11 protein-coding genes are annotated in these 12,480 nt (G+C 66.4%); 2 read left to right on the top strand and 9 right to left on the bottom strand.

The genetic code is table 11. The features are described from left to right. The 5 genes from AC6H42_RS25850 to alaS all read right to left on the bottom strand — a co-directional run. On the bottom strand, nt 1-1,128 hold a 1,128-nt coding region (locus tag AC6H42_RS25850), incomplete at its 3' end, for an acyl-CoA dehydrogenase family protein (RefSeq protein WP_497549280.1). 75 nt (nt 1,129-1,203) lie between these two features. Beyond that, entirely contained in the window at nt 1,204-2,136 is a 933-nt protein-coding gene (locus AC6H42_RS25855) for an electron transfer flavoprotein subunit alpha/FixB family protein (RefSeq protein WP_497549281.1), read from the bottom strand. A gap of 10 nt (nt 2,137-2,146) precedes the next feature. Beyond that, complete coding sequence (locus tag AC6H42_RS25860; protein ID WP_497549282.1) at nt 2,147-2,896, bottom strand: electron transfer flavoprotein subunit beta/FixA family protein; 750 nt, start codon at nt 2,894-2,896, stop codon at nt 2,147-2,149. Nucleotides 2,897-3,110: 214 nt separating this feature from the next. Further along, nucleotides 3,111-3,338, bottom strand: a complete 228-nt coding sequence (locus AC6H42_RS25865; protein ID WP_056403241.1) for a sulfurtransferase TusA family protein — start codon at nt 3,336-3,338, stop codon at nt 3,111-3,113. A gap of 201 nt (nt 3,339-3,539) precedes the next feature. Next, a complete protein-coding gene (gene alaS / locus AC6H42_RS25870; RefSeq protein WP_057153593.1) occupies nt 3,540-6,149 on the bottom strand; it encodes an alanine--tRNA ligase in 2,610 nt (869 codons plus the stop codon). Nucleotides 6,150-6,349: 200 nt separating this feature from the next. Between alaS and AC6H42_RS25875 the strand changes: the two genes are divergently transcribed. Continuing rightward, entirely contained in the window at nt 6,350-8,044 is a 1,695-nt protein-coding gene (locus tag AC6H42_RS25875; RefSeq protein ID WP_057153592.1) for a methyl-accepting chemotaxis protein, read from the top strand. Between the two features lie 5 nt (nt 8,045-8,049). Here the strand turns inward: AC6H42_RS25875 and AC6H42_RS25880 are convergent, their stop codons facing one another. The 3 genes from AC6H42_RS25880 to ugpQ form a co-directional block, all read right to left on the bottom strand. After that, nucleotides 8,050-8,502: a hypothetical protein gene (locus AC6H42_RS25880; protein WP_057153591.1), complete on the bottom strand. Its 453-nt coding sequence runs from the start codon at nt 8,500-8,502 to the stop codon at nt 8,050-8,052. A gap of 66 nt (nt 8,503-8,568) precedes the next feature. Then, nucleotides 8,569-9,723 (bottom strand): helix-turn-helix transcriptional regulator, encoded by a 1,155-nt coding sequence (locus AC6H42_RS25885; protein ID WP_057153590.1) that lies wholly within the window; start codon nt 9,721-9,723, stop codon nt 8,569-8,571. A 99-nt stretch (nt 9,724-9,822) separates the two neighbouring features. After that, entirely contained in the window at nt 9,823-10,575 is a 753-nt protein-coding gene (ugpQ, locus tag AC6H42_RS25890; protein WP_497549283.1) for a glycerophosphodiester phosphodiesterase, read from the bottom strand. Between the two features lie 117 nt (nt 10,576-10,692). Between ugpQ and AC6H42_RS25895 the strand changes: the two genes are divergently transcribed. Next, a complete protein-coding gene (locus AC6H42_RS25895) occupies nt 10,693-11,922 on the top strand; it encodes a CaiB/BaiF CoA transferase family protein (RefSeq protein WP_057153744.1) in 1,230 nt (409 codons plus the stop codon). A gap of 97 nt (nt 11,923-12,019) precedes the next feature. Here AC6H42_RS25895 and AC6H42_RS25900 read toward each other — a convergent pair whose 3' ends face one another. Then, nucleotides 12,020-12,346, bottom strand: coding sequence for a hypothetical protein (locus tag AC6H42_RS25900; RefSeq protein ID WP_057153588.1), 327 nt, complete (start codon nt 12,344-12,346; stop codon nt 12,020-12,022). Nucleotides 12,347-12,480: the final 134 nt, after the last annotated feature.

Raw genomic sequence — 12,480 nt, forward strand, 5'->3', positions numbered from 1 at the left:
GTCGTCTTGGTGGGGCGCCGCGTCGTACAGCGCGGCGCCGACGTAGGCCAGCGCGCGCGCCGCCTCGGTCTGCGAGCGCATATTCATGAGCAGGCGGCGCACGTCCGGATGGTGGATGATAGCCACCGGGCCCGCCGAACCGGCCAGGTCGCGCGACTGCACGCGGTCCTTGGCGAAGGCCACGGCCTGCTGGTAGGCGTTCTCGGACAGGCCGATGCCCTGCATGCCTACGCCGAAGCGGGCCGCGTTCATCATGATGAACATGTATTCCAGGCCGCGGTTCTCCTCGCCCACCAGGGTGCCGATGGCGCCGCCGTTGTCGCCGAACTGCAGCACGGCGGTGGGGCTGGCCTTGATGCCCAGCTTGTGCTCGATCGACACGCAATGCGCGTCGTTGCGCGCGCCCAGCGAGCCGTCGGCGTTGACCATGAACTTGGGCACGATGAACAGCGAGATGCCCTTCACCCCTTCCGGCGCGTTCGGCGTGCGCGCCAGCACCAGGTGGATGATGTTCTCGGCCATGTCGTGCTCGCCGTAGGTGATGAAAATCTTGGTGCCGAAAATCTTGTAGGTGCCGTCGTCCTGCGGCACGGCGCGGGTGCGCACCGCGGCCAGGTCGGAACCAGCTTGCGGTTCGGTCAGGTTCATGGTGCCGGTCCATTTGCCGGTCACCAGCGGCTCCAGATAGGTCGCCTTCATTTCGTCGCTGCCTGCGGTCAGCAGCGCTTCGATGGCGCCGTCCGACAGCAGCGCCACCAGCGCGAACGCCAGGTTGGCGCCGTGCAGCATCTCCACGCATGGCGTGCCGACCAGCTTGGGCAGGCCCTGGCCGCCGAAGTCGGCCGGATGCTGCAGGCCTTGCCAGCCCGCCTCGGCGAACTGCTTGAACGCTTCCTTGAAACCCTTGGAGGTGAAGACGTTGCCGTCCTTCCAGTAGCTCGGCTCCTTGTCGCCGGCGTGGTTCAGCGGCGCGATTTCGCCCGCGACGAATTTCGCGCTTTCTTCCAGCACGGCTTCCGCCGTTTCCGGGCTGGCGTCCTCGCAGCCGGGCAGCTGGCTCACGCCTTGCAGGTTGGCCAGTTCGTTCATCACGAACAGCATGTCTTTCAGGGGGGCTTGATAGCTCATCTTCTTCTCTCCAAGAAAAAGGCCACGCGGCGGCGCAATGCCTTACCCGCGTGGCCTCGGTACTAAACGTGTGGATTAACCCAGTTCTTTGACCAGTTCAGGCACGATGTCGAACAGATCGCCCACGATGCCGTAGTCGGCCACGGAGAAGATCGGCGCTTCAGGATCTTTGTTGATGGCGACGATGGTCTTCGAGTCCTTCATGCCGGCCAGGTGCTGGATGGCGCCGGAGATACCGACCGCGATGTACAGCGACGGCGCCACGATCTTGCCGGTCTGGCCCACTTGCCAGTCGTTCGGCACGTAACCCGCGTCCACCGCGGCGCGCGATGCGCCCATGGCCGCGCCCAGCTTGTCGGCCAGCGGTTCCAGGATCTTGAACGCTTCGCCCGAGCCCATGCCGCGGCCACCGGAAACGATGATCTTGGCGGCGGTCAGTTCCGGACGGTCGGACTTGGCCAGCTCGCGGCCGACGAAGGCCGACTTGCCGTTGTCGCCCACGGCGGCGATGGTCTCGGTGGCGGCCGAGCCGCCGGTCGAGGCGGCCGAGTCGAAACCGGTGGTGCGCACGGTGATGACTTTGACTTTATCGGACGACTGCACGGTGGCGATGGCGTTGCCGGCGTAGATGGGGCGCTCGAAGGTGTCGGGCGCATCGACCTTGGTGATTTCCGAGATCTGGGCCACATCCAGCTTGGCGGCCACGCGCGGCAGGATGTTCTTGCCGTAGGCGGTGGCTGGCGCCAGGATGTGCGAATAAGCCCCGGCAACCGCCAGCACCTGCTCGGCCACGTTCTCGGCCAGGCCGTCGGCGAAGTGGGCGGCGTCGGCCAGCAGCACTTTCGCTACGCCGGCGATCTGCGCCGCTTGCGCAGCGGCGGCGGCGGCGTTGGAACCGGCCACCAGCACGTGCACGTCGCCGCCGCACTGGGCGGCTGCGGTGACGGTGTGGTGGGTGCTGCCCTTCAGGCTGGCGTTGTCGTGTTCTGCGATAACTAATGCGACCATGATTTATCCTTTAGATTACTTTAGCTTCGGTGCGCAGTTTTGCGACCAGGGTGGCGACGTCCGGAACCTTGATGCCGGCCGAGCGCTTGGCCGGCTCGGCCACTTTCAGGGTCTTCAGGCGCGGGGTCACGTCGACGCCCAGCGCTTCCGGCTTGACCGTGTCCAGCGGCTTCTTCTTGGCCTTCATGATGTTCGGCAGCGTCACGTAGCGCGGCTCGTTCAGGCGCAGGTCGGTGGTGATGATGGCAGGCAGCGTCAGCGCCAGGGTTTCCAGGCCGCCGTCCACTTCGCGCGTCACGGTCGCTTTGCCGTCTTCCAGCACCACTTTCGAGGCGAAGGTCGCTTGCGGCCAGCCCAGCAGGGCCGCCAGCATCTGGCCGGTCTGGTTGGAGTCGTCGTCGATCGCCTGTTTGCCCAGGATCACCAGCTGCGGCTGTTCCTTGTCGACCAGCGCTTTGAGCAGCTTGGCCACCGCCAGCGGTTCCAGTTCGGTCGCGGTCTCCACCAGGATGCCGCGGTCGGCGCCGATGGCCATGCCGGTGCGCAGGGTTTCCTGGCACTGGGCCACGCCGCAGGACACGGCCACCACTTCGGTGACTTTGCCGGCTTCTTTCAGGCGGGTCGCTTCTTCCAGTGCGATCTCATCGAACGGGTTCATCGACATTTTGACATTGGCGATATCTACGCCAGTGCCGTCGGATTTGACGCGCACCTTGACGTTGTAGTCGACCACGCGTTTGACGGGTACCAAGACTTTCATAGCTCTGCCTTTGGGAAAATTAATAAAGTGTGAACTGATAGGTGGGCTAGATTATATGAGAAATTCAATCACCAGGCTGAATTAAAGCACGATCGTGCGTTTTTTTGGTAGTGGAAAACGTCTAATTTTCATCTTGCACCCATGATCGTGGAGAGCCTGCGGACGGGGGAAGCCAGCCCGGCTCCCCGCTCAAAGAATACAGCTTACTGGACTTTTACTTGCGTTGCATCAGAAAGACGAATTCCGTGCCGTATTGCGCGTGCGACAGCAGCGCATTGCCGGTCTGTTTGGCAAAGGCCTGGAAGTCGCGCACGGAACCGGGATCGGTTGCCATGATGCGCAGCACTTCGCCGCTCTGCAGTTCGGCCAGGGCCTTCTTGGCCTTCAGAATCGGCAGCGGGCAGTTCAAGCCCCGCGCGTCGAGTTCTTTTTGAAATTCCATGATTTCGGTATCAACTAGGGTAGCGCTCATCAAAATCCCGCAAAATTGGTTGACCAGTCCTGCACAGTCTACTCCAATTCTGCAGTTGTGACGCGGTGCACCAAAATAGTTCCTCTCTCGTTGCAAGTTCACAACGAGAGAAGTCATTAAGTTAACGGCCCGCACTCGCGCGCGGGCCGCCAATTTACTTGCTTTTCACTCTCAGGCGCGCTGTTCCACCCATGCTGCAACGCCCGCCAAAGCGCCCGGCAACGCCGCAGCATCAGTGCCGCCGGCCTGCGCCATATCGGGGCGTCCGCCGCCTTTTCCGCCCACTTGCTGTGCAACAAAGTTCACCAGTTCACCGGCCTTGACCTTGGAGGTGGCGTCCGCGGTCACGCCGGCGATCAGGGAAACCTTGCCGTCAACCACGCTGGCCAGCACGATGGCGGCGGTCTTCAGCTTGTCCTTCAGCTTGTCCATGGTCTCGCGCAGGGTGGCCACGTCGGCCCCTTCCAGCGTTGCCGCCAGCACCTTGATGCCCTTGACTTCCACAGCCTGGGTGGCCAGTTCGTCGCCCTGGCCGGAAGCCAGCTTCGACTTCAGCGCGGCCAGTTCCTTTTCCAGCGACTTGACGTGGTCCTGCACCGCAACAATCTTGGCGGTCAGCTCTTCCGGGTTGGCCTTCAGCGCGGCGGCCGCTTCGTTCAGCTTGCGCGCCATGCCTTGCACCAGTGCCAGCGCGCCCTCGCCCGTCACCGCTTCCACGCGGCGGATGCCGGCCGCAACGCCGCCTTCGCCGATGATCTTGAACAGGCCGATGTCGCCGGTGCTGTGTACGTGCACGCCGCCACACAGCTCTTTCGACGAGCCGATGTCCAGCACCCGCACTTCGTCGCCATACTTCTCGCCGAACAGCGCCATGGCGCCATGCTTGACGGCGTCGTCAAACGACATGTGCTGCGCCTGGGTGGCGTGGTTGGCCAGGATTTCCTTGTTGACGATGGTTTCGATCTTGGCGATCTCTTCCGCCGTCAGCGGCGCGTTGTGGCTGAAGTCGAAACGGGTCTTGTCCGGATCGACCAGCGAGCCCTTCTGCGCCACGTGCGCGCCCAGCACTTCGCGCAGGGCCTTGTGCATCAGGTGGGTGGCCGAGTGGTTGCGGATGGTGCGGCCGCGCTTCTCTTCGTCCACCAGGGCCGACACGGCGTCGCCCACTTTCAGGGCGCCGCTGGCCAGCACGCCGTGCTGGCCGAACACGTCGGCCTGGATCTTCAGCGTGTCTTCCACCTCGAACTTGGCGCCGGCGCTCAGGATCACGCCCTGGTCGCCCACCTGGCCGCCCGATTCGGCGTAGAACGGCGTGGTGTCCAGCACCACGATGCCCTGCTCGCCCGCCTTCAGTTCCTGCACCGGCGCGCCGTTGGCGTACAGGGCCACCACTGTCGAGTCGAAGCTGAGCTGGTCGTAGCCGACGAATTTGTTCTTCGCGCCGGTGTATTCCACGTTGGCGGCCATCTTGAACTTGCCGGCCGCCTTGGCGGTCTTCTTCTGCTGCTCCATGGCGGCGTGGAAGCCGGCCTCGTCCAGCGTCACTTCGCGTTCGCGGCAGATGTCGGCGGTCAGGTCCAGCGGGAAGCCGTAGGTGTCATACAGCGTGAAGGCGGTGGCGCCGTCCAGCTTCTTGCCGTCCTTGGCCAGCTGCGCTTCCAGGATCTTCATGCCGTGTTCCAGCGTTTCGCCGAAACGCTCTTCCTCGGCCTTGAGCACCTGGGCCACGCGGGCGGCGGCTTCGTTCAGCTCCGGATAGGCGGTGCCCATCTCGGCGTTCAGGTCGGCCACCAGCTTGTAGAAGAACGGCTTGGTCTGGCCCAGCTTGTGGCCGTGGCGCAGCGCGCGGCGGATGATGCGGCGCAGCACGTAGCCGTGGCCTTCCGAGCTCGGGATCACGCCGTCGACGATCAGGAAGGACGCGGCGCGGATGTGGTCGGCGATCACGCGCAGCGATTTGTTTTCCAGGTCGGTGGCGCCGGTTTCGCGCGCGGCGGCCTTGATCAGGGCCTGGAACAGGTCGATTTCATAGTTGCTGTGCACGTGCTGCAGCACGGCGGCCAGGCGCTCCATGCCCATGCCGGTGTCGACGCACGGCTTCGGCAGCTTGTGCATCACGCCCGCTTCGTCGCGGTTGAACTGCATGAACACCAGGTTCCAGATTTCGATGAAACGGTCGCCGTCTTCGTCGGGCGAGCCGGGCGGGCCGCCCCAGATGTCGGCGCCGTGGTCGTAGAAGATCTCGGTGCACGGGCCGCACGGGCCAACGTCGGCCATCTGCCAGAAGTTGTCCGAGGCGTAGCGCGCGCCCTTGTTGTCGCCGATGCGGATGATGCGCTCTTTCGGCACGCCGATCTCGTTGGCCCAGATGTCGTAGGCTTCGTCGTCCTCGATGTAGACGGTGACGGTCAGCTTGTCGGCCGGCAGCAGGTAGACCTTGGTCAGCAGTTCCCAGGCGTACTGGATGGCGTCGCGCTTGAAGTAGTCGCCGAAGCTGAAGTTACCCAGCATTTCGAAGAACGTATGGTGGCGCGCGGTGTAGCCGACGTTTTCCAGGTCGTTGTGCTTGCCGCCGGCGCGCACGCAGCGCTGCACGGTGGTGGCGCGCGAATACGGGCGGCTGTCCAGGCCCAGGAACACGTCCTTGAACTGGACCATGCCGGAGTTGGTCAGCAGCATGGTGGGGTCATTGCCTGGCACCAGCGGGCTGGAACGGACGATCGTGTGACCCTTGGACTCGAAGAATTTAAGGAACTTCTCGCGGATTTCAGATGATTTCATGTCGTATTGGTTAAGTTGCTGGCTGGTGCAAAGGGTTGATTATACGTGATGTAGCGGCCGGGAAATCAGAGCGCGGCGCCGGGGCGGGCCGCCGGGCGTTGCCGTCTTGCGACAAGGGCAACAAAGCGCCCGCTCCCATGGCCCGATATTCCTTATACTGAAATCCACCCAGTACGCCCCACCTCCTGCGAAAGGCTGTCATGCTGAATAATCTCTTGCTTCGGACTAAGTTGATTTTGCTGCTGCTGCTGGCCATCCTGGCCGTGGCGCTGGTGGGCGCGGCCGGACTGGCCGGCCTGAACAGCGCCCGCGCCGGATTCGCCGAGGTGGCCGACGTGCGCATGCCGTCCATCGCCGGCCTGTACCAGATGAAGCTGGGCAACCGGGAAGTGCGCATCGGCGCGCTGACGGTGTTCCGCCTGCTGGAAAACCCCGCCACCATGCCGAAAATCGCCGCCCAGGCCGACGTGATGCGGGCCGGCTTCGCCGAGGTGGCGGCCGGCCGCAAGATCTACGACCCGCTGCCGCAGACCGCCGAGGAAGCGGTGCTGTACAAGGAATTCCTGGCGGCCTGGGACTTGCGCCTGAAGGGCGGCGAGCGCGTGATCGCCGCGGCCGACCGGCTGGCCCGTGGCGGCGACCCGGCCGGCATCAAGCTGGCAACGGACGAATTCACCCAGGCCGCCAACGACGTGGCGCCGCACGTGGCCGCCGTGCAGGCCGCGCTGGACAAGCTGGTCAATCTCAACGTCAAGGTGGCCGAGCAGGCCAACGCCGAGACCGCGCAGGCGATCGCCGCCTCGCAGCGCAATATGGCCATCATCTTCGGAGGGGCGGCGCTGCTGGTGGCGGCGCTGGGCATTCTCATCCTGCGCAACACGCTGAAGCAGCTGGGCGGCGACCCCGGCTACGCGGCCGGCGTGGTCAACCGGGTGGCCGAGGGCGACCTGACGGTGCAGATCGAAACCCGGGCCGGCGACCAGGGCAGCCTGCTTTACAGCATGAAAAACATGGTCGAACGCCTGGCCGACGTGGTCGGCCGGGTCAACAGCAGCGCCGACGCGCTGGCCAGCGCCTCGGAACAGGTCAGCGGCACCGCGCAATCGCTGTCGCAGGCGGCCACCGAGCAGGCCGCCAGCGTGGAGGAAACCAGCGCCTCGGTCGAGCAGATGACGGCCTCGGTGGCGCAGAACACGGAAAACGCCCGCGTCACCGACGGCATGGCCAGCCAGGCGGCCGCCGAAGCGGTGGAAGGCGGCAACGCGGTGGGCGGCACGGTCGACGCCATGCGCCAGATTGCCCGCAAGATCGTCATCATCGACGACATCGCCTACCAGACCAATCTGCTGGCGCTGAACGCGGCCATCGAGGCGGCGCGCGCGGGCGAGCACGGCAAGGGCTTCGCCGTGGTGGCGGCCGAGGTGCGCAAGCTGGCCGAGCGCTCGCAAATCGCGGCGCAGGAAATCGGCGAGGTGGCCGGCAGCAGCGTGGACCTGGCCGAGCGGGCCGGCAAGCTGCTGAACCAGATGGTGCCCAACATCCAGCGCACTTCGGGGCTGGTGCAGGAGATTGCCGCCGCCTCCGAAGAGCAGTCGACCGGGCTGGCACAGATCAATTCGGCGGTCAGCCAGCTCAGCCAGGCCACCCAGCAAAACGCCGCCGGTTCGGAACAGCTGGCCGCCACCGCCGAGGAAATGAGCGCCCAGGCCGAGGACTTGCAAAGCACCATGGGTTTTTTCAACACCGGCCACGGCAAGCCCGCCGCGCGCAAGCCGGCCCGCCATGCGCGCCAGTCGCCGGCGGCAGGGCACGGCCCGCGCCTGCGCGCAGTGCAGGGCGCGCCGCTGCAGGCGGCCGACTGGGAACCGGACCAGGGCAGCTTCGAGCGCTTCTAATGGCGCTAGTCCATGGCCAGCGCCACCAGCACGTCCGTCACCGCGCCGCTGGCCAGGTCGCGGTGCGGCACCACCATCACCACTTCCCCGCCCACCGAACCGTCGTCCTTCCAGTCGATCCGCACCTTGAGCTTGAGGTCGGTGGCCACGAAGGCGCTGCGGCCGGAGGCGATCACCGGATGTTGGCCCTGCCGGTCGATTTCGGCGTACATGGTGTAGCCGCTGCGGGTCAGGTACAAGGTCTGGCCGTTGGACAGCTGATAGGCGCCGCGCAGTTCCTCGAAGCGGTCGCGGTCCATCCGGTAAGGCTTGGCGGGCAGTTCGATTTTGAGCAGCGGACCAGGCACCGTTACGCGCTCGCCGCCGGGCAGCGCCTGCGCCCCCGCGCCCCACGCGGCAGCGGCCAGCAGCAGCCCCGCCATGCGGTTCAACATCTTGTGGTTCGTCATCTTGTTCATATTATTCCCCTGTTGTGGACCAGACTGCCAACCCAGTCTAGGCCGCGCCCCGCCGCCCGGCATCGGCTAAACGGATGAGAGCGCATCCGGCACGGCGGCGTTGCGCAGCAGCCCGGCGGGCGAGCCGTGCAGGACCGCCACCAGCTCGCCCTGGCGCCGGGTGCCGGTCTTGCGGAACAGGTGCTGCAAATGGGTTTTCACGGTGTGGGGGCTGATTTCCAGCGCGCCGGCGATGCCGTCCAGCGCTTCGCCGTGCGCCAGCGCCTGCGCCACGCCGGCCTCGGCCGGCGTCAGGCCGAACAGCTGGCCCAGCACCGTCCGCGACAGGCGCTGCGCGCCCGGCTCGCAGGCCATGACGATGGCGCAGGGCTGGCGCCACGGCAGGCCGGCCGGCGGCAGATAGGGCGCCACGGCCAGCAGCAGCGGTGGGCCGCGGCGCCGCGCCACCTGCAGCGACACCGGGCCGGCGCAGCGCAGCGGATCGAAGGCGGCCTGCACTGCGCGCGCCAGCGACTGCGCGCCGGCGGCCCCGTCCTGCAGCAAGATGCCACCGCACAGGCGCAAGGCGCTGTCGCGCCCCAGCAGCGCGGCGGCGGCGGCGTTGGCGTGCAGCAGACGCATTTGCGCGTCGAGCAGGAACACGGCGGCGCCGATGCAGTCGAGCGCGGCCATGCTGCACTGTTCCGGCAGGCCGGCCTGGCGCACCGTGGCGCGCAAGGCCAGCGCCCGTTCGAAATAGGGCACCAGCCGGGCCAGGCGCTGCTTGTCCTGCTGCGTGAAGGCGCGCTGCGCGCGCGCACGGTGTACGGCCAGCAGGCCGAGTTCGTCATCCGGCAACTGCACCACGCAACCGAGCGCGTGGTAGATGCCGGCCGGGCGGCAAAAATCGGCGTAAAACTCGGTGCGCTGGAAAGCGCGCTCCGGCACCAGTTCGGCGCCGATGCGCGCGCCGCGGTGCGCCGCCAGGCAGGCCGACTCGGTCCACACGTCGCACCGTCGGTAATGCTGCTGGTAGGCCAGCGCCGGCGCACCGGCGAAGTTGCCGGTGGCGTCGAGCAGCGTGGCGGCGGCGCGCGGCCGCAGCACCATCAGGGCGCCGCTGCCGGCATCGAAGGCCTGCGCGATCTGCGCGCTGACGCCCTGCCAGCGCTGCGGCTCGACGGCCGCTTCGAACAGCCGGCATACCAGCTCGGCTTGCTGACTTTCTTCCACAGTGCCCATGCCAGCCTCCTGCCACATGCAATCAGCTTAGTGGCTGTGGTGCGCAGGAAACTCACCAATACTCACAAACGGGGATTGGATTTTTATATGAAACCGGCTTCAGGCAAAGCCCGCGCCGATCAGGTCGACGCGGTCGGTGCAAAAGCCGTCCACGCCCCAGCCCAGGATCTCGCTGGCGCGCCCGGGCGTGTTGACGGTATAGCAGAACAAGCCGTAGCCGGCCGCCTTCACGGCCTGCGCCAGTTCGGGCGTGAGGTGCGTGTGGTTGGTATGGATGGCCACCGCCTCCAGTGCGGCGGCCTGTTCGCGCCAGTCGCCTGGAATGGTGTCGAACAGGCAGGCGCGCGGCACCTCCGGCGCGGCCTGGCGCGCGGCGGCCAGCGCGGCCATGCTGAAGGAGGACAGCAGCGGCACGCTCTTCAGCTCGCCGGCACGCAGCTCCTGGCTGAAGCGGGCGCGGGTTTTTTGCGCCACCCAGCGCCCGGTCTCTGGCTCGAAGCCCGGCACCGGCTTGATCTCGATATTCATCCAGATGCCCTGCGAGCGGCAGTAGTCGATGTATTCGGTAAACAGCGGCACGGTCTCGCCGGCGAACTGCGGCCCGAACCAGGCGCCGGCGTCCTTGCGCACCAGGTCGGACGCCGCGGTGCGCGCCACGTTGCCCTCCCCGGCCACGGTGCGGCCGAAATCCGGGTCGTGCATGACTACGCCGATGCCGTCCTTGGACAGCATCACGTCGAACTCCACCGCCTTGTAGCCATAGGCCAGGCCGCAGCGCAGCGCCGCGATGGTGTTTTCCGGCGCCAGCGTGCCGCCGCCCCGGTGGGCGAGAACTTTAGGGTAAGGCCACATGGATTCCTCTTTGCATGCCCTGGTTGATGTTGAAAACGCATGTCGCTTCTCTTGTATTCAAAACATACCACAAGACGTTAAGCTGGCGCTCTTGCTAACTGCGACGAGGTGGAAGTGATGACCGTGAACAAGGCCCTGGGCCACATCCGCGTACTGGACCTGAGCCGCGTACTGGCCGGCCCCTGGTGCTCGCAGAACCTGGCCGACCTGGGCGCGGACGTGATCAAGATCGAGCGTCCCGGCAGCGGCGACGACACCCGCGCCTGGGGCCCGCCCTACGCGCGCGACGCGGACGGCCGCGACACCACCGAAGCGGCCTACTACCTGGCCGCCAACCGCGGCAAGCGCTCGGTGACCGTGGACATCGCCAGCGCCGAAGGCCAGCGGCTGATCCGCGAACTGGCGGCGCAGTCGGACGTGGTGCTGGAAAACTACAAGGTGGGCCAGCTGAAACGCTACGGCCTGGACTACGAGTCGCTAAAGGCGGTCAAGCCGGACCTGGTGTACTGCTCGGTGACCGGCTTCGGCCAGGACGGCCCCTACGCGCACCGCGCCGGCTACGACTTCCTGATCCAGGGCATGGGCGGGCTGATGTCGGTGACCGGCGAGCGCGACGACCTGCCCGGCGGCGGCCCGCAGAAGGCCGGCGTGGCGCTGGTGGACCTGATGACCGGCATGTATGCCACCATCGCCATCCAGGCCGCGCTGATGCACCGCGACCGCAGCGGCGAAGGCCAGTACATCGACATGGCGCTGCTGGACGTGCAAGTGGCCATGCTGGCCAATATGGGCAGCAACTACCTAAACAGCGGCAAGGCGCCCAAGCGCTGGGGCAACGCGCATCCCAACATCGTGCCCTACCAGACCTTCGCCTGCAGCGACGGCTACATCATCGTCGCCACCGGCAACGACGGCCAGTACCAGAAGTTCGTCGAAGCGGGCGGGCGCCCCGAGCTGGCGCTTCACGAACGCTACGCCACCAACCCGCTGCGCGTGCAAAACCGCGACGAGCTGGTGCCCATCCTGGCCGAGATGGTGAAAACCAGGTCGCGCGCCGAGTGGATAGAACAGCTGGAGGCGGTGGGCGTGCCCTGCGGTCCGATCAACGACATCGGCGACGTGTACCGGAATCCCCAGGTGCAGGCGCGCGGCATGGTGACGGAAGCGCCGCATCCGACCGCCGGCAAGGTGAAGCTGGTGCGCAGCCCGATGCGGCTGTCCGCCACGCCCACCGACGGCGGCAGCGCCCCGCCGCTGCTGGGCCAGCACACCGACGAGGTGCTGCGCGAACTGCTGGGACGCAGCGCCGAAGAGATCGGCTCGCTCAAAGGCAAAGGCGTGCTGTAACGCGGGGCGGCGCCCTCGCCGGCCGGCCGCTGGGCGGGTCAGCGGGCGCGCCCAGTGCCCGCCGCCAGCACGAAGCGCCGCAGCGCCGCGCCCGAGCTCAGCGCAGATCGTGCTTGAGCTCAGCCAGCTCGTCATGCACATGCTGGACCGCGCTGCGCATCTGCGCCGTCAGCGCCGGCATATTGCGGCACACGCGCTGTGCGCGCTCGCCCAGCACTTCCAGCGCATCAACCATCTTGCGCAAGCGCGTCACGTCGTACGGTTCCAGCACCTGGTGGGCGGCGTCGGCTTGCCGGTCCAGCTTGTGGATGCAGTCGCGCAGCTCGCCGGGCAGGTTGCGTTCCGCCGAACACGCTTGCGCCGCCTCGCCGATGGCGCGTCCCACCCGAATGAATCGTTGCCGTATTTCATACTCTTGCAGCATGGTCTCCTCCTTGCGGTGAGCAGGCACGGTGCCTGTCCGCTTTGGACAGCGAACTCAGCCTAAAGTTGCCGTCCTGCGCTTGAGCGGCCTCAAGCCGCCGCCCCACCGAAGGTGTAAGCACTTGTTACATTTAT

It is taken from the genome of Massilia sp. NBRC 108631 (assembly GCF_059704565.1).